15 protein-coding genes are annotated in these 17,811 nt (G+C 59.3%); 10 read left to right on the forward strand and 5 right to left on the reverse strand.

Annotation, left to right across the window (positions count from 1 at the left end):
* Positions 1-224 precede the first annotated feature (224 nt).
* The 4 genes from G359_RS10655 to G359_RS10670 all read left to right on the forward strand — a co-directional run bounded on the left by G359_RS10655 (position 225) and on the right by G359_RS10670 (position 5,727).
* A complete protein-coding gene (locus G359_RS10655; RefSeq protein ID WP_045836114.1) occupies positions 225-2,201 on the forward strand; it encodes an APC family permease in 1,977 nt (658 codons plus the stop codon).
* 182 nt (positions 2,202-2,383) lie between these two features.
* Entirely contained in the window at positions 2,384-2,896 is a 513-nt protein-coding gene (locus tag G359_RS10660) for a GNAT family N-acetyltransferase (RefSeq protein WP_045836115.1), read from the forward strand.
* Positions 2,893-4,524, forward strand: coding sequence for a citramalate synthase (cimA, locus tag G359_RS10665; RefSeq protein WP_045836116.1), 1,632 nt, complete (start codon positions 2,893-2,895; stop codon positions 4,522-4,524). Before G359_RS10660 ends, cimA begins: the two co-directional genes overlap by 4 nt.
* Before the next feature lie 348 nt (positions 4,525-4,872).
* Positions 4,873-5,727 (forward strand): outer membrane protein, encoded by an 855-nt coding sequence (locus G359_RS10670; protein ID WP_082072894.1) that lies wholly within the window; start codon positions 4,873-4,875, stop codon positions 5,725-5,727.
* A gap of 83 nt (positions 5,728-5,810) precedes the next feature.
* Here the strand turns inward: G359_RS10670 and G359_RS10675 are convergent, their stop codons facing one another.
* Positions 5,811-6,107, reverse strand: coding sequence for a MoaD/ThiS family protein (locus G359_RS10675; protein WP_045836118.1), 297 nt, complete (start codon positions 6,105-6,107; stop codon positions 5,811-5,813).
* Entirely contained in the window at positions 6,104-7,324 is a 1,221-nt protein-coding gene (locus G359_RS10680; protein ID WP_245279987.1) for a WD40/YVTN/BNR-like repeat-containing protein, read from the reverse strand. Before G359_RS10680 ends, G359_RS10675 begins: the two co-directional genes overlap by 4 nt.
* A gap of 67 nt (positions 7,325-7,391) precedes the next feature.
* On the opposite strand from G359_RS10680, the gene G359_RS10685 reads away from it, so the two are divergent.
* The 3 genes from G359_RS10685 (at position 7,392) to G359_RS10695 (ending at position 9,847) form a co-directional block, all read left to right on the forward strand.
* Positions 7,392-8,111, forward strand: a complete 720-nt coding sequence (locus G359_RS10685) for a LysR family transcriptional regulator (RefSeq protein WP_305809680.1) — start codon at positions 7,392-7,394, stop codon at positions 8,109-8,111.
* Between the two features lie 250 nt (positions 8,112-8,361).
* Positions 8,362-9,561, forward strand: a complete 1,200-nt coding sequence (locus tag G359_RS10690; protein ID WP_045836120.1) for an NAD-dependent formate dehydrogenase — start codon at positions 8,362-8,364, stop codon at positions 9,559-9,561.
* Positions 9,562-9,637: 76 nt separating this feature from the next.
* Entirely contained in the window at positions 9,638-9,847 is a 210-nt protein-coding gene (locus tag G359_RS10695) for a hypothetical protein (protein ID WP_045836121.1), read from the forward strand.
* Here the strand turns inward: G359_RS10695 and G359_RS10700 are convergent.
* Positions 9,844-11,667 (reverse strand): methanol/ethanol family PQQ-dependent dehydrogenase, encoded by a 1,824-nt coding sequence (locus tag G359_RS10700; protein WP_045836122.1) that lies wholly within the window; start codon positions 11,665-11,667, stop codon positions 9,844-9,846. The genes G359_RS10695 and G359_RS10700 overlap by 4 nt on opposite strands.
* Before the next feature lie 293 nt (positions 11,668-11,960).
* Here G359_RS10700 and G359_RS10705 point away from each other — a divergent pair, with 293 nt between their 5' ends.
* The gene (locus G359_RS10705) at positions 11,961-12,569 is read left to right on the forward strand and encodes a c-type cytochrome (protein ID WP_045836123.1); all 609 of its coding nucleotides are present in this window, start codon (positions 11,961-11,963) and stop codon (positions 12,567-12,569) included.
* A 151-nt stretch (positions 12,570-12,720) separates the two neighbouring features.
* On the opposite strand, the gene soxZ is transcribed toward G359_RS10705, so the two are convergent.
* On the reverse strand, positions 12,721-13,044 hold the full coding sequence (gene soxZ, locus G359_RS10710) for a thiosulfate oxidation carrier complex protein SoxZ (protein ID WP_045836124.1): 324 nt from the start codon (positions 13,042-13,044) through the stop codon (positions 12,721-12,723).
* A 12-nt stretch (positions 13,045-13,056) separates the two neighbouring features.
* A complete protein-coding gene (soxY, locus tag G359_RS10715) occupies positions 13,057-13,545 on the reverse strand; it encodes a thiosulfate oxidation carrier protein SoxY (RefSeq protein WP_052699300.1) in 489 nt (162 codons plus the stop codon).
* 197 nt (positions 13,546-13,742) lie between these two features.
* On the opposite strand from soxY, the gene G359_RS10720 reads away from it, so the two are divergent.
* Positions 13,743-15,059, forward strand: coding sequence for an NAD(P)/FAD-dependent oxidoreductase (locus G359_RS10720; RefSeq protein ID WP_052699494.1), 1,317 nt, complete (start codon positions 13,743-13,745; stop codon positions 15,057-15,059).
* A 251-nt stretch (positions 15,060-15,310) separates the two neighbouring features.
* On the forward strand, positions 15,311-17,788 hold the full coding sequence (locus G359_RS10725) for an acyl-CoA dehydrogenase (RefSeq protein ID WP_045837893.1): 2,478 nt from the start codon (positions 15,311-15,313) through the stop codon (positions 17,786-17,788).
* Positions 17,789-17,811 lie beyond the last annotated feature (23 nt).

A 17,811-nucleotide genomic window follows, 5' to 3' on the forward strand; every position in this document is an offset into this window, starting at 1 on the left:
GCCGCAGGCGTGTCGCCAAGCGCCAAAGAAAGCACGCTGGCGCCCGGCGCGCCGGGCGTGTCGCCAAGCGCCAAAGATAATGCATCCGTTAGCCCTCTAAAGGATGAGAGCGGCACGAATCCCGAACGCCGTGGTTACCTATGTGGTAGACACGTCCCGGCGCGAAGCTTCTGGCTGAAGCAAAGAGATCGCTACCGCGCCCGTCGATTAACGATGCGTGCCAGATGCTCAGTTCGCTGAAAACGCTTGTATTCGGTCGAGCCATCGCAAACCGGGACGCCCGTTCCGAAAAGTTTGGCGTTCTCCGCGGTGTCGCCGCCATAGGGCTCGATGGACTGAGCTCCGTGGCTTACGGCCCGGAAGCAATGCTCACCATTCTCGCGGGCACCGGATTGGCCGGGCTCAACGTCCAGATTGGCATTGCCGTCGCCATCGTTCTGCTTCTCACCGCGCTCTATTTTTCCTACCTGCAAACAATCGGAGCATATCCCAGCAACGGTGGCGCTTACGTCGTCGCGTCGGACAATCTCGGATCTTACGCCGGACCTCTCGCCGCTGCCGCTCTCATGATCGATTATCTTTTGACTGTTGCGGTCGGCATTTCGTCGGGGATCGGTGCCTTGATCTCGGCGGTGCCGAGCCTGCACCCATACACGCTCAGCCTCTGCTTGATCGTCCTTATGGGCCTGACCCTCGTAAACCTGCGCGGGACGGGTGAGTCGAGTACCTTTCTCGCGATACCGACTTACCTATTCATAGGCAGCATAGGCGCGATGCTGGCCGTGGCCGTGGCTCATGCTTGGGCCTCAGGCGGACATCCTGTTCCGGTCGATCCTCCGCCCCCGTTGCCGCCCGCAACGCAAACAGTCGGCATTTGGTTGTTGCTGCGCGCCTTCGCCAGCGGCTGCACCGCGATGACAGGCGTTGAAGCGGTCAGCAATGGCGTCAATTCCTTCCGGGAGCCGAAGGTGCCCACAGCGCGAAGAACGCTCACGGTCATCGTCGTGACGTTGGGTGTCTTCTTGCTCGCGCTTGCAGTATCGACACGCGCCTTTGACGTCATGGCCATGGATCAAACGCAGCCCGGTTATCAAAGCGTGCTGTCCCAGCTGACGGCGGCGGTATTCGGCCGAGGTTGGGCCTATTACATCACGATCGCCGCGGTCCTCGCGGTCCTGTGCCTTTCGGCCAATACGAGCTACGTCGGATTTCCGCGCCTTTGTGAAACCGTTGCAAAGGACGGATACTTGCCCGGCGAATTTGCGATACCGGGCCGCCGTCTCGTCTATTCAGCGGGTATTGTCTTTCTCACTCTCGGAGCCGGCGCGCTGCTTATTGGGTTCGACGGCGTCACCGACCGGCTGATACCGCTCTTCGCAGTCGGAGCGTTTCTTTCATTTACACTGTCGCAAGTCGGCATGGCAGTGCACTGGCGCCGCAAGCTTCGAGCCTCGCAAACGGGCCAAACAACGGCCGCCCCGAATGAGCGGAAGCGGACTTTGGTGCGATTGTTCGTCAATGGCTTCGGAGCATTGGCGACAGGAATAGCGCTCGCCATCATCATCGTCGGAAAGTTCACCGAGGGAGCGTGGATCGTTATCATCGCGATACCGGTTACGCTCATGTTTCTCCGGGCCGCCAAGCGCTTTAACGTCGAAGTCGATCGGCGCTTGCTGAGCGGTTGTCAGGCCCAAATCGATGTTCGTGATCACACAGCTCCGATCGTGATTGTGCCGATACGCCGATGGGACTTGCTCGCGCGCAAGGCGGTCGAATATGCGCTGCGACTTTCGCCCGACGTCACGGCGCTTCACGTCACCAAGACACAAGGCCCCGACGTCCGAGAGAGGATCGGACGCTTGAAACAGAACTGGCAGAAATATGTGGAAGCACCTGTCCTGCAGAACGGCCTCCGTCCACCCCGCTTGGAAATCGTTCAATCAGAATACCGCAGTCTGCTTACGCCAATACTTGATGCGGTCAAATCGATTGGCGAGCGCGACCCGCACCGGCCTTTGCTCGTCGTCTTGCCTGAGCTTGTGGAAGAGAATTGGTGGGGTTATCTGATGCACACGCATAGGGAAGCCCGGTTGCGCACGAAGCTATTGCAATACGGAGGCCCGCGCATCAGCGTCGTGTCTGTTCCTTGGCAGCTGAAGCCGCAAACGCCGGACGAGGGTCTTCAGGCGGAAAATTCGTGATTTCCGCGCTGGCGGCCGGCGCGCCGAAGGCGTGTCGCCAGCGCCAACCATAACTTTAACCGCGACCTTGCAAGGGGTTGCATCCCTGGCGACATGGGGATACGCCGGGGCACAGCACCCGAAGACCATCAGAACCTTAAGCACGCCGGCATCACCGGCCGCTAAAACGGCTATGAAAAACAATGTCCGACGACTATCCGCTCCGCCCATTTCTGCCAGCCGACGCCATGGTGCTGCGAGACCTCTTCGCGCAAAGCATCGATGAGCTGACGGCCGACGATTACGACGAAGACCAGCGCTTGGCCTGGGTCGCCACCGCCGAGGACGCGGCAGCTTTCCGCGACAAGCTTGCCGGAGCCCTAACCCTCGTTGTTCAGCTCGACGGCGAATACCTCGGTTTCGGATCCCTTAAGGACAATAAAACCATTGATATGCTTTACGTGCATCCAGACTTCGCGGGTGAGGGGGTAGGCACCGCGCTTGCCGAAGCGCTCGAGAAGATCGCGGGCGCGCGCGGAGCCGAGGCGGTAACCGTGGATGCAAGCGATACGGCCGTCCCGTTTTTCGAACGGCGCGGTTACGTCGGGGCGCAACGCAACTCCATTCCGCTCGATGATCAATGGCTTTCCAACACGACCATGGTAAAGCGTCTCGCCGGCAACCCGGCGAAAGCCGAGCCACCAAAAGTATCATGAGCAAAGAACGCCTCTATCTCTTCGATACGACACTGCGCGACGGCGCGCAGACGACGGGCGTCGACTTTTCGCTCGAGGACAAGCGCCGCTTGATGCGTGTGCTCGATGACCTGGGTATTGACTATATCGAGGGCGGGTTTCCCGGTGCCAACGCCACCGATACGGAGCTGTTCTCGTCGCGGCCCAATTTGAAGTCCGCGCGCTTCACGGCATTCGGCATGACGAAGCGCGCCGGGCGCTCGGTCTCGAACGATCCAGGACTTCAGGCGATCCTTCAGTCGGCAGCCGATAGCATCTGCCTCGTAGCCAAATCCTCCGACTACCAGGTGCGCGTCGCGCTCGGCATCACCAACGACGAGAACCTCGAAGCCATCCGGCAATCGGTCAGCGCCGTCGTCGAAACGCAGCGCGAGGCGATGATCGACTGCGAGCACTTTTTCGACGGCTACAAGTCGAACCGCGACTACGCGCTCGCCGTCGCGAAGACGGCTTATGATGCCGGCGCGCGCTGGGTCGTCCTGTGCGACACCAATGGCGGAACGCTGCCGCATGAGGTCGAGCGTATCGTCGCCGACGTGGCGAAGCACGTGCCAGGCGCAAACCTCGGCATTCACACGCACAACGATACCGAAAACGCCGTCGCCAACACACTGATGGCCGTACGCGCCGGATGCCGGCAGATCCAGGGCACGCTCAACGGCCTCGGAGAACGCTGTGGCAACGCCAACCTGACGTCCATCATTCCGACGCTGCTTCTGAAGAGCGAATTCGCCGAAGCGTTTGCGACGGGCGTCACGCCCGATAAGCTTCGTACCCTCACGCACGCAAGCCGCGTGCTCGACGAGGTTCTGAACGAAGCGCCAAACCGCCACGCGCCCTACGTCGGCGAAAGCGCCTTCGCGACAAAGGCCGGCATTCATGCCTCCGCGCTGATGAAAGCGCCGGAAACGTACGAGCACGTCCCGCCCGAAAGCGTCGGCAACGAGCGTCGTATTCTCGTATCGAAACAAGGCGGCCGATCCTCGCTGACAGCGGCGCTCGAACGCCTTGGCCTTCCGTCCGATAAGGATGACGCGCGCGTGCAAGCGCTCCTCGATGAGGTGAAGGCGCGCGAGGATCAGGGATATTCCTACGAGGCCGCGGAAGCGTCCTTCGAGCTTCTGGCGCGCCGGGCGCTGGCCAGCGTGCCGCGATATTTCTCCGTTGATAATTTCCGCGTGACGGTCGAACGCCGCGAAGAGCGCTTGCGTTCGCATAACGGCAACGGCACCGTTTCGCACGCGGTCGTCACCGTCTCGATTGCGGGCGACGACGCGCCGCTCGTCTCGGTTGGAGAAGGGAATGGCCCCGTCAACGCCCTCGATAAGGCGCTGCGCAGCGATCTAGGCCGCTATCAGAAGCACATCGAGAATGTGGAACTGGTCGACTACAAGGTTCGCATCCTGACGCAAACGCACGAGGGCGGCACGGATGCCGTGACGCGCGTGCTCGTCGAAAGCCACGACGCGGAAACCGGCGAGCGTTGGACGACCGTCGGCGTCTCGCCGAACATCATTGATGCGAGTTTCGAGGCGCTGCTCGACAGCATCAATTACAAGCTCCTGAAAGACCAAGCGCAGTTCAGCTGACGTTTCGTCCACAGCTGCGGAGAAATGTGGCGACCGCACCACTGCAAGGAGAAGCGGCGGCTTTCGCCTGTCTCGTCGCGCCCGAGCATCACAAATCCGATCCAATGAATGGTCTGACGATTAAGCGATTATCATTGCTCGGATTATTCAAATCGCGGTCTTGAAATGCTGCGTTGCATCGTTGATCCGCATAGTGATCGAAAAGCAGCAGCAACTTAAAATGACCATGTTCAGTGTACGAACAACTTGCCGCCGCATTGCCCCCTCGCTAGCAACAACCCGTGGATAAGCTGTGGACATCCGCAGTGGCGAATAAACGGGGAGACTAGTCGGGGAGCGAGTATTGTGATGCGTAAGAGTGTTGCGTGTTTGGCGTTCATTTTATTTCAGTCCACCGGAGCATTTGCGGGCGGCAGCCTGAAGGACGCACCTGCACCGATACCGCCATCAGCGGACGGCTGGTCAGGCTTCTCAGTCGGCGCCGGCATCGGCGGCGTCAGCATTGATCAAAATTCCACCGCTAAGGCAAAGCGATGGGATAAGTTCTGCCCCTATGGATATGGATGGTGTTTCCACGATCATGACAGCATCTCAGGCGGCATGAATGATGACGACTGGAAGGTCTTCGGTACGGTACAGGTGGGCTACGATCGGCTCATAAGCGACCGCATTTTGATTGGCGCATTCGCCGATTACGACTTCTACCCCAACGGCGACGAAAGTTCCTCGGGAGGCAACAGCTATCAGTCGCTCTCGGGTGAGCTTCACCGCGACGGAGCTTGGACGGTTGGCGGACGGCTCGGCGTCCTGGTGCGACCGGACCTTCTGGTCTACGGGTTGGGCGGCTTCTCACGCATGAACCAGAACGGGCAAGTGACCGCCAAGTTCGACAATTATTATTTGCCGACGAGTGTCACTTTAAAGGCCGGCGACCTCGACGGCTGGACTGTGGGTGGCGGCATCGAGACCAAACTCGACAGGCTCGACAAGAGACTGTCTCTTAAGGTTGAGTATCGGTACTCGCAATTCGAGGGCGATAGTGGGAAAGGCTTTGACTCGAATTACGCGCTCAATTGCTGGGGGGTGCAGTACGCGAAAGAAAAAGCCCGCTTCGATATCGACGACGCAACCGTGCAGTCGGTCCGCGCTGTGCTGGTCTGGAAACTACAGGCCGACGCCGCGCCGATCGAACCACTGAAGTAGGAATTCGCATACAACAAACACTCAGGGCACCTCGTCCGAAGTATCGCGTCGGAGGTGCCCTTTCTTATTTGCCGCTCGCGCGATCATCCTCCCGCAATCGCGCCGACGATCAGAAACGGCTGCGATCCAGCCGTGACCTCGTCGGGCAACGGCGCATCCATTGGCTCGTGGGAAAGATCGCGCTGACAGGCGAAAAAGCGCAAAAACGGCCGCCGCCGCTGCGTGACATGATCGCGAATGGTCCCGCGCAAGACCGGGTAGCTCGTCTCGAGCGCGTCGAGTAGCGACCGCTGTGTCACTTCCCCGGCCACGTCGAGCATCACTTCGCCTTTGATATTCGCGTGCATCCTGAGATGCGACGGCAGCACGACGCGGATCATGCGAGCGTTTGTACTTCGACCGAGAGTACCGGTGGCAAATCGTGAACGATGGCGCTCCAGGTATCGCCAGCGTCGGGGGAAGCGTAGACTTGCCCGCCCGTCGTGCCGAAGTAGACGCCGCACGTGTCGAGCGTATCGACCGCCATCGCATCCCGGAGCACATTCACGTAGCAATTCGTCTGCGGCAGCCCCTTCGTCAGCGCCTCCCATTCCTGTCCGCCCGAGCGGCTCCGCCAGACTTGCAGTTTCCCATCAATCGGGAAGTGCTCGGCATCGCTCTTGATGGGAACGACGTAGATCGTCTCCGGCTCGTGCGCATGGACGTCGATCGCGAAGCCGAAATCCGTCGGCAAATTGCCGCTCACCTCGTGCCAGGAATTGCCGGCATCGTTGCTGCGCATCACGTCCCAATGCTTCTGCATGAAAAGCACATCCGGCCGGGACGGATGCATCGCAAGGTGGTGAACGCAGTGCCCGACTTCAGCGTGCGGGTCCGGTATGTGTTCCGATTTCAGCCCCTTGTTGATCGGCTGCCATGTTTCGCCGCCATCGTCCGTTCTGAACGCGCCCGCAGCCGAAATCGCGATGAACATCCGCTTCGGATCGACAGGATCGAGCAGAATGGTGTGCAGGCACATACCGCCTGCGCCGGGCATCCAATGCGATCCCGATCCATGACCGCGGAGGCCGGAAAGTTCAGCCCAAGATTTGCCCCCGTCACTCGAGCGGAACAAGGCGGCATCCTCGACCCCCGCGAAGACCGTATCGGGGTCGGTGATCGACGGCTCGAGATGCCAGACGCGCTTGAATTCCCAGGGATGAGGCGTGCCGTCGTACCATTGGTGCGTGCCGGGAACGCCGTCATAAGCAAACTTGTTGTCGACCGGTTCCCAGGTCTTCCCGCCGTCGTCGGATCGCTGAATCTGCTGCCCAAACCAGCTGCTGGATTGCGATGCGTAAATCCGATTTGGATCGGCCCGGGATCCTTTGAGGTGATAGATTTCCCAGCCAGCGAAGTGAGGACCGCTGACGTCCCAAGTTTTACGCGTGCCGTCGGCCGTGAGAATGAAAGCACCCTTCCGCGTTCCAACCAATACCCGTACGCCTGTCATCGTTTCCTCGCCCGATTTTTTGCGCAGCCTGACCGTCAGAATGCCGATAATGACGGTTCCCTGCCAACCTGCCACCCCCGATTGGCGCGAATTCGACAGTTTCAAAATTTTTGCTCGCTGAATCAGCGCTGTCTGTGAACCGGGTGACACGCCTCTCCTCGCTGGCTACCTCGTGGCGCTCGCCCGCGAGAAGCATTTCTCTCGTGCGGCTGAACGCTGTCACGTAATCCAATCGACGCTATCATCTGGTCTCAAGGCGCTAGAGCGCGAACTCGACATGCGCTTAGTCATTCGCGGGCCCAGATTCCTGGGTTTGCCCCCCGAAGGCGAACGGGTCGACGTGCGATCGTTGTCGTCCATTGAGATCCAGAATGGGCTCGACAAATTCGAGATCGATGCCGGTCTCACTTACCTCGAGAACGAGCCCCTCACGAACGTCCGTAAGAAAGCGCTTTATCGAGAGAGATATCTTTTCGTGACGCATGCCGATAGCCACCTGGCTCAGACGGATGCAATCACCTGGCGAGATGCGACCGCCGAGAACTTGTGCCCTCTGCATGAGAGTATGAAAAACCGCCGCGTCTTGAATAATCTCGTGGCATCACTTGGTCTGAAGTTGGCTCCGACCGTTACAACGGACTCTTTTCTCGCGGTCTGTTCCCACGTCTGCAGCGGCGAATGGTCGAGCATTGTTCCGCACACGTTTTCTTTCATCTTCCGAGGATGCAAAGAGTTGGGCTTGGTAGATCTCATTGATCCTGTTCACAGCCAAGCCATCGGGCTTGTCGCTTCGGCCCGCGATCCTCTATCTCCGCTCGCGCATGCGCTGATGCATTGTGCGACGCGCCTCGACGTCGATCAATTCGCAATCGAGACCGCCGACAAGGTCTGATCGACGGGATCGATCGGCCGACAAATCTCATGCGTTTGACCGAGAAACCATTGTCGCTGAAGCTCCGCTGGCCTCGGCAAAAATAGAGCTTTCGAAGAAGGCCGGTTGCGGGGCGAGGAAGCGCGAGGAGCGATGGTCGCGGCCTGTCAGGCAGGGCGCGGCGTGTTATCCTCACCGACAGCTAGTCAATCGTCCGAGGCGTCTCGGGCGAATCGCCACCTCATGGCCAAACCCATGACGGAGAAACACCATGGCTAAGATCGTATGTGTCCTCTACGACGACCCCGTAGGCGGTTACCCGAAATCGTACGCCCGCGATGATATCCCTAAAATCACCAGATACCCGGATGGCCAAACCACGCCGACACCGTCTGCGATTGATTTCAAACCGGGTGAATTATTGGGAAGCGTGTCCGGCGAACTTGGACTGCGCAAGTTCCTGGAAAAGGCCGGACATACCCTCGTTGTGACGTCCGACAAAGACGGCAAGAATTCCAAGCTCGACCAGGAGCTGCACGATGCCGAAATCGTCATCTCGCAGCCGTTCTGGCCGGCCTACATGACGGCCGAGCGGATCGCAAAAGCGCCGAAGCTGAAGATGATCGTCACGGCCGGAATCGGCTCCGACCACACAGACCTGCAGGCTGCCATCGATCGCGGCATCACCGTGGCCGAAGTCACGTATTGCAACAGTAACAGCGTTGCAGAGCACGTGGTGATGCAGATCCTCTCTCTCGTGCGAAATTACATTCCGTCGTACAATTGGGTGATCAAGGGCGGTTGGAACATCGCCGATTGCGTAGCCCGCTCGTACGACCTTGAAGGTATGCATGTCGGGACCGTCGCTGCCGGCCGCATTGGTCTGCGCGTCCTTCGCTTGCTGAAGCCTTACGACGTCCACCTCCATTATATGGATCGCCATAAGCTGCCGGATGCGGTCGAGAAAGAACTCAACCTCACGCATCACGACACTGTCGAGAGCCTGACCAAGGTTTGCGACGTCGTCACGTTGAATTGCCCGCTTCATCCCGAAACGGAGCACATGATCAACGACAAGACTCTGAAGGACTTCAAGCGCGGCGCATATCTCGTGAACACCGCACGAGGCAAATTGTGCGATCGTGATGCGATTGTTCGCGCCCTCGAAAGCGGTCAGCTTGCCGGTTATGCGGGCGACGTTTGGTTCCCTCAGCCGCCACCTCAGGATCATCCCTGGAGGACGATGCCCCATCACGGGATGACCCCGCACATCTCGCGTACATCGCTTTCGGCCCAAGCGCGCTATGCGGCGGGAACGAGAGAAATCCTCGAGTGCTACTTCGCAGGCAAGCCAATCCGGAACGAATATCTGATCGTTCAGGGCGGCAAGCTCGCTGGCGTCGGTGCCCATTCTTACAGCGCCGGAAATGCGACGGGCGGCTCGGAAGAAGCTGCGAAATTCAAACGCTAACGGACGGTTTGGCGGACGCCTTCGGAAAACGCGTCCGCCATTCCTTTTGAATCCAGCACATTGATGAGGGGGGCGAATGGATCAGCGTGTCGGCGCGGTCGATGGCTTGGCATGGCTCAAGGATCGGCCGTGGCAAGCTTCCGTTCTGGCGGGTTTCGGCGCATTTTTGACCATCGGCGCGCTTGCAGAAATCTCGCGATCGCCCGTTAGCTACCAGCTCACAAAGTTGATGGCGCGATCCGCAGGGGACCGCGCCATTGCTTGGATCACAGAGCGTAACTTTTAGCCGGGCAGCCCCCACACGGTCAGCGAGCCGCCGAGTGCCGTGTAATTGCTGAGCGACGCATAGCCGCCCACTGCGCCAAGTCCGTCAGTCGGGTTGGTCAATCCAGCGGCGAGACCTATGCCGGCCCATCCACCGACGCCCGAGTAGACGCCGATGTACTGCTTGCCGGCGTGCTCATAGGTGAACACGTTGCCGATGATCCCTGACGGCGTTTTGTATTTGTAGAGTTCCTTGCCGTCTTTCTGATCGACGCACTTGAAGTAGCCTTCAAGAGTGCCGAAGCAGGCTATTCCGCCGGCCGTCGTCAATGCGCCGGACCACACCGAGAACTCTTCAGGCTTCGACCAGACGATCTTGCCCTTGGACGCGTCCCAAGCGATGAAGTTACCCATGTTTTTGCTGCCTGGAGCCGGGAACATGGAGAGCGTGGCGCCGACAAAGGGCTGACCTGCCGTATACGAAACCTTGAAGGGTTCGTAATCCATGCACACGTGGTTCGTCGGAACATAGAAGAGACCCGTCATCGGCGAATACGATGCGGGCTGCTCATCCTTCGTCCCGAGCGCTGCAGGGCAGATGTTTTTGGTGTTGAAGTCCTGCCCATTCTTGAACGTCGACTTGCTTGCGACGCGCTCCGGCCGGCCGTAGTTCGGGCTGTTTGGATCGAGGTCGATACTTGTTGCCCAGTTTACTGCCGGATCGAACTTGTCGGCGACGAGCGGGATGCCGGTCTTACGATCGAGCGTATATCCAAATCCGTTGCGATCGAAGTGCACGAGCACGTCGTGTTTTTCGCCTTTGATGTCCATGCCGTTCACGAGGATCATCTCGTTGATGCCGTCATAGTCCCATTCATCGAATGGTGTCATCTGATAGGCCCATGCAGCGACGCCCGTATCGGGATTGCGGGCAATAATCGCCATGGTCCATTTCTGGTCTATTGGTTTGCCGCCGGGACCTGCGCGTTGCACGGGGTTCCAGGTTCCGGGGTTGCTCGTGCCGTAATAGATCAGGTTCAGTTCTGGATCATAGGCGTACCAGCCCCACGTGGAGCCGCCGCCAATTTTCCACTGGTCGCCGTTCCAGGTCTTAAGCGAGCTGTTTTCCCCGACGGGTTTGCCGAGAGACATGGTCTTTTCCGGATCGATCAGCATTTCCTTGTCCGGTCCGGTCGAGAATGCATTCCACGCGAGCTTGCCGTCTGAGATGTTGTACGCGGTCAAGCGCCCATGGATGCCAAACTCGGCACCCGAAATACCCACAAGAACCTTGTCCTTGACGATGAGGGGAGTGCTCGTCCCGGTTTCACCTACCTTCGCGTCGCCGTTTTTGACTTTCCAAATTTCCTTGCCCGTCTTCGCGTCCAGAGCAACGAGGTTCGTGTCGGCTTGGTAGAGGAAGATCTTACCGTCCGCATACTGCACACCACGATTGACGGTGTCGCAACACATCACCGGAACGACGGAGGGATCCTGCTTAGGAGTGTATCTCCAAATGATCTTCTGATTGTCGTTGAGGTTTAGCGCGTAGACTATATTGGGGAAGGGAGTGTGCACGTACATTGTGTCGCCAATAACGAGCGGCGAACCTTCGTGACCTCGCAGCACACCGGTTGAGAAACTCCACTGCGTCTGCAGTGATCCGACATTTTGGGTGTTGATCTGATCGAGCTTCGAATAGCGCTGATTGCTATAGTCGCCTTGCTGCATCGCCCAGTTATGCGGGTCCTTCGTCGCCTCAACGACACTGTCGTTTGCAGAAGCTGGCCCGGCCGTGGCGACGATTAGGCCAAGCCCGCAGGTTATTGCGAGTAATCGCATGGCAATTCTCCTCGCCCACACCGTCTGCCGATGCGGGTGGCCTACGCGCCGAAGAGAAATATTCCCAATGACATTTGTGCTTGGCCGCGGTATTCAAACGACATGGAACTCTTGCCCGCGGCGTTGGTTTTGCCGCAGTTCGTTATGCTTCAATAAATACCCGCGAATCTTCTTAAACGTGTGCTGGAGGTAACAACCGCCGCACCGTCCAATTCGACCTGGCCCGGCGGCGAACGGAAGCGAATTGAATAAATAATTTAATCGCCGATTTGAGGTTGCTAGCGGAGTTTAGGATGACTGGAATCTCGCTGCGTGTCGTCGTTGCTAGTGTATTCGCGATGGCCTCTTCGCTCGTCCTTTGTGAAGGTACCGCAGCTCAATCGTTGAGCGATCTCACTCAGGTCTGTAGCGGATGCCACGGCGAGAATGGTGTGCCGACGGAAAAGACCACGCCCGTCATTTGGGGACAAAGCCGCGATTACATTTTGAACCAACTTTACGATTTCAAGATTGGCCATCGCAAAAACGAAATGATGGCATCCATCGTGGACTCGTTGAGCAAGACGAATATGGAAGAACTCGCGACGTATTATTCGAAACAGCCGTGGCCGGATCTTAAGCAGCCGGCGCCAGCGGCGGACGTCGACGCCGCCGCCCGTGCCGTTATTGATCCCATCAACTGCAGTGGTTGCCACCAAAGATACTTTCAAGGCGACAGGATAAGGCCGCGCCTCGCTGGTCAGCAGGAAGAGTATCTCCTTAAAACGATGACTAACTTCCATACCGGAGAACGGACGAACTATATCGGCATGAGCGTTCTGATGAAGTCGCTGGACGACGCCGAATTGAAGGCGGTCGCCACTTATCTCGCCGGCCTACAAATTCCCGGTCACCCAAAGTAGAGATTCCGAATTCGCCGAGTGCAGACTAAAGCAGGCCTGCAGTCTGCCCCACCCACCGTCATCCCGGCGCAGGCCGGGATCCACGACAACAGTCAGCGCATTCATCGCTCGCTGAACGCGCGGCATGTCCTGCAACCGACCAGACGTGGGCCTAAGCCACCTTCAGCGGCGCAGTCGCCACCGTCGTGACGCCGTGATCGTCCGTCCACGAAAACTCGAAAACTCCGGGACCCGGAACCCGCATGTAAAATGCGAGATATGGGTTTGCGGAAATGCCCGGTCCGAACTCCGCGCGGAAGACTTGCTGACCCTCAAACTTCGCAACGAACGTATTGATGATGTCGCGCGGGATCGGCTTGCCGGTCTTGTCGTGACGATTCCCCGTTTCCATGACGTGCGTGATGAGCGTCTTGATCTCGATCACCTCGCCGGCCTTCGCAACGTCGGGAAGCTTGATGCGCGGATTGGCAGCCATGACGTTCGCTCCTCAGATCCCACAGCCGCCGATGGTGACTTTGACGAGCGTTGTCGAAATCAAAAACTCGCCGTTCGACCGTTCCGCCAGGACGACAACGTTCTGCGTCTTTGCCAATCGCATCCGCGTCTGCACGCGGGCAACGGCGTTCACCGGCGACAGATGATAAGTGGCGACGTGTGCGTGGGGATTTTCAGTTGAGAGAATATGAATCGCCTTGATGTAATCGGCGTCCGTCATAGGGCTGTCGGCCGAGATGGTAATCGGAACGAAATTGCCGTTCTCGGCCGTCTCGGGCAAATCGACCGTGATCTTGCCTTCAGCCGGTTGGGCCGAACCGACAATCCGCTCAAAATCATCTTTGAATTTCTGGCTGGGCGCGAGCGCATTCGATCCCGCATCCTCCGCGCGAGCGATGTACGGAAGAAGGGCGGCCGCAGCAGCGCCCGCGGCGACGAATGTCCGGCGGCTCAGGACGGCGATGTCGATGGAGTCTGGCACGCGGGCCTCGAAGCGGAACGTTGAGTGTTATATAGGATACCCAGTCGTGGGACCTCCACCTTCATTACGATTTATTTTCCTGACATGGGGCAATAGCGGTGGCTAATGGGCCTCGGGGATGGGCATTGAAAGCCGGGCCCGGCGGCCGGCTCGCGGAACGCGTGTCGCCGGGCACGATAAAAAACGAGAGGCGGGGAATGACCGAGATTACGCGCCGCGAATTTGCTCTGCTGACTGCCGGCGCAGGTCTCGTCGCGGCTTCGGAGTTGCCACGTCCGGCGCTTGCGGCGGGGCCGGCCAAAGTCATCATCATCGGCGGCGGCCCCGGCGGCGCTGCCGTCGCCAACCGCTTGAAGGCGGCGGACGCCAGCCTCGACGTGACGCTGATCGAGCCGAAGGAAAAATATACGACCTGCTTCTACTCGAACCTCTATCTCGGCGGGTTCCGGTCGTTCAAATCGATCACGCACGACTACACGGGTGTGAAGAAGCGCGGCATCAATGTCATCACCGACGCAGCAACCGCAATCGATACGACAGCAAAGGCCGTAACGCTCGCGCATGGAACGTCGCCCCTGAAGTATGATCGCCTTGTCGTCGCCCCGGGGATCGATTTCAAATACGAAACCATCGAAGGCTACTCGCCGGAGGCGGCCAAGATCATGCCGCACGCCTGGCAGGGTGGCGAGCAGACGTGGCTCTTGAAGGAAAAGCTGCTGGCGCTTCCCGATGGCGGCCTTGTTGTCATGTCGGCGCCGCCGAACCCGTATCGCTGCCCGCCGGGTCCCTACGAGCGCGCCTGCATGATTGCGCACTTCCTGAAGACCAAGAAACCGAAGGCCAAGCTGATCCTTTTCGATGCGAAGAAAACCTACTCGAAGCAGGCCGTTTTCGAGGAAGCGTTCGACGAATATTATAAGGACATCGTCGAGATCAATCTGACGAACGAGATCGACGATTTCAACGTCGTCAAGGTCGACGCGAAAACCGGCGTCGTGACGACGAAGGCGGGCCGCACGGAACGCGCCGCACTCGCCAATATCATTCCCGCGCAGAAGGCCGGTGTCGTCGCGATTCACGCTGGCTTGGCGGACGGCGACTGGTGTCCTGTTCACCCCGAGAATTTCGCTTCGACGAAGGCGAGGGACGTCTACGTCCTCGGCGACGCGGCGATAGCGAACGATATGCCGAAGTCCGCCTACTCGGCCGTCAGCCAGGCAGGGGTCGTCGCGGCGGACATTATCGCGAGCCTTGAGGGTAAGCCCCGCGCGCCCGGGAAATACAGAAATACGTGCTGGTCAATGCTCGCCCCCGATAACAGTGCTAAAATTGGTGGCGATTACGTACCCGCAATCAAGGATGGAAAGCCCCATCTCGAAGTCAAAGAACCGTTCATTTCCAAGCCCGACGACAGCGCCGAGCTCCGCCGCCAGACCTATCAGGAGAGTGCCGACTGGTATCAGACGATCGTCGCTGATCTGTTCGGCGAGGCGCCCTTGAAGGCAGAGCGCTGATTTCCGCAATCCTTAAGGATTATCGCGCAGCATGTGCCGAAACGAGGGAAAACGCTTGGTACGGCGGCCGGGGAATGAGCGCCTGGGGGAGTTTAATGTATCTGCAAGTTAAATCCCGTTGCGAAAACGTGATTAACTGAATGGGGTCACGCTCTGGACCTCAACACGAGAAATCCCTAGATTGACGTATACGTCAACTGAAGTTACTCGGCTCGCCGACGTCTGTCGGCAGCCACATGGGAGACACGGAAATGGCAACCGTCGTTCTTTTGTTGGTGGCTTTGATCGGCTTCCTGGCCTTGGGAATGATCCGCGCGCCGCTCTGGGGTTGGGCCGCAGCCGTTGGCGTCTTCACGCTGCTCGCCACCGGCGGAAGCTTTGATCACCTCACATGGATCGCGTGGCTGCCGTTCGTGGCGCTCGCAATGCTATCCATTCCGTCCGTGCGCCGAAGCCTGATCATCGCGCCGGTCTTCGCCCAGATCCGTAAAATCCTGCCCAAGGTTTCCGACACCGAAGCCCAGGCCCTCGAAGCGGGCACCGTTGGTTTCGATGCCGAACTTTTTTCAGGCACGCCGGACTGGGATAAACTCCAGTCGATCCCACCGATCGAACTCTCCGCCGAAGAGCAAGCCTTCCTCGACGGCCCAACTGAAGAACTCTGCCGCCTCATCAGCGATTGGCAGATCCGTCACGATCTGCACGAAGTCCCCGACAACATCTGGAACTTCGTCAAGAAGCACGGCTTCCTCGGCATGTTGATCTCCAAGGAACACGGCGGCCTCGGATTTTCGCCGCAAGCGCAATCGCTCATCCTCGGCAAGATCGCATCGCGCTCTCCCGACGTCGTGACGATCGTCATGGTCCCGAATTCGCTCGGACCGGGCGAGCTGATCGAGAAGTACGGCACCGACGAGCAGAAGCATTATTATTTGCCGCGTCTTGCGAAGGGCGAGGAAGTCCCGTGCTTCTCGCTGACTGGCCCAACATCCGGCTCGGACGCCGCCACCATGCGCGACATCGGCCACGTCACGCGCGGCACCTATCAGGGCAAGGACACGCTCGGCATCCGCCTGTCGTGGGACAAGCGCTACATCACCCTCGGACCGAACGCGACTCTCGTCGGATTGGCGTTTCGCCTTTTCGATAAGGACAATCTGCTCGGCAAGGGCGAAGACATCGGCATCACCCTCGCGCTGATCCCGGCCGATCATCCAGGCGTCAACATCGGACGCCGCCACCTGCCGTCGGGCGCCGCATTTCCGAACGGACCCAACTGGGGTAACGACGTTTTCATCCCGATCGATTGGGTCATCGGCGGCGAAGCGATGGCCGGCAATGGCTGGCGCATGCTGATGGAATGCCTCTCCGCCGGACGCGCGATCTCGCTCCCGTCGTCCGCGACGGCCGGCGCGAAGATGATGCTGCGCGTGACGTCCGCTTACGGCCGCATCAGAAAGCAGTTCGGACTGCCTGTCTCGCGCATGGAAGGCGTCGAGGAACCGCTCGTCCGCATTATCGAGGCCGCTTACGTCAACGAGGCGGCCCGCGCGATGACGGCCTCGATGGTGTCGCGAGGCGAAAAGCCGTCGGTCATCTCCGCGCTAATGAAATATCAGACGACGGAAAAAATGCGCCGCGCCGTCAACGACGCGATGGACATCCACGGTGGCCGCGGCATCTGCGACGGCCCGGCGAACTATCTGCAATCGGCGTATCAGATGGTTCCCGTCGGCATCACGGTCGAAGGCGCCAATATCCTGACGCGCACGCTGATCACGTTCGCGCAGGGCGCGCTGCGCTCGCATCCTTATCTCTACAAGGAAGTGCAGGCGGCGCAGGACGCCGATAAGAAGCGCGGCTTGAATGCCTTCGAAAACGCCTTCAACAACCACATCGCTTTTTCGCTTTCGAACGCGACTGGCGGCTTCGTGCACAACCTGACGGGCGGAGCCTTCGTCAAAGCGCCAGCAACAGCGTTGCGCATGTCCCACTGGTATCGCCAGCTCGGACGCGCCAGCCGTTCCTTCGCCTTCGTCGCCGATCTGACGGTCGCGCTGCTGGGCGGCGGCCTCAAGACCAAGCAGAAGATCACAGGCCGGATGGCCGACGCGCTCTCGGAACTCTACATGCTCTCCGCGACGCTCAAGCGCTATGACGACGACGGCCGCCCGGCAGGCGACGAGCAGATTGTCGAACTCGCCGCAAAAAATGCGCTCTATCGCTTCCAGGAAGCGATCTCCGGCGTGATCGACAACTTCCCCGTCGGCTGGGCGCGCCCCCTGATGCGCATCGTCGTCTTCCCGCTCGGACGCCGCTTCAAACCCGCGTCCGACGTGTTGGGCCATCTCGTTGCGCGCCACGTATTGCAGCCGGGCGAAGTGCGCGATCGCCTGACACGGCACATTTTCGTCTCCAAGGACGTCAACGATCCAACCGGCATTCTCGAAGTGACGCTGGAGAAAGTAATCGCCGCCGAACCCGTCGAAAAGAAGCTCGAAAAAGCTATCCGCGAAGGGATCGTCCGGCGTTATCATGGCATCGACTGGTTTGCCGATGCGCAAGCGAAGGGCGTCATCACCGCCGCGGAGGCCGATCAGCTCCGCGAGGTCGAACAGCTCGTCGCCCGCGTCGTCGCGGTCGATCATTTCGATCCGGCGGAGGTGAAACCGCATTATGTGACGCTCGGCCACAACGTGCGTGGCGCCGAGAGCCTGGCAGCGGAATGAGCCGGGCTGAAGTCTCGAACTGT

The organism is Hyphomicrobium sp. 99 (assembly GCF_000384335.2).
Lineage (GTDB): Bacteria > Pseudomonadota > Alphaproteobacteria > Rhizobiales > Hyphomicrobiaceae > Hyphomicrobium_B.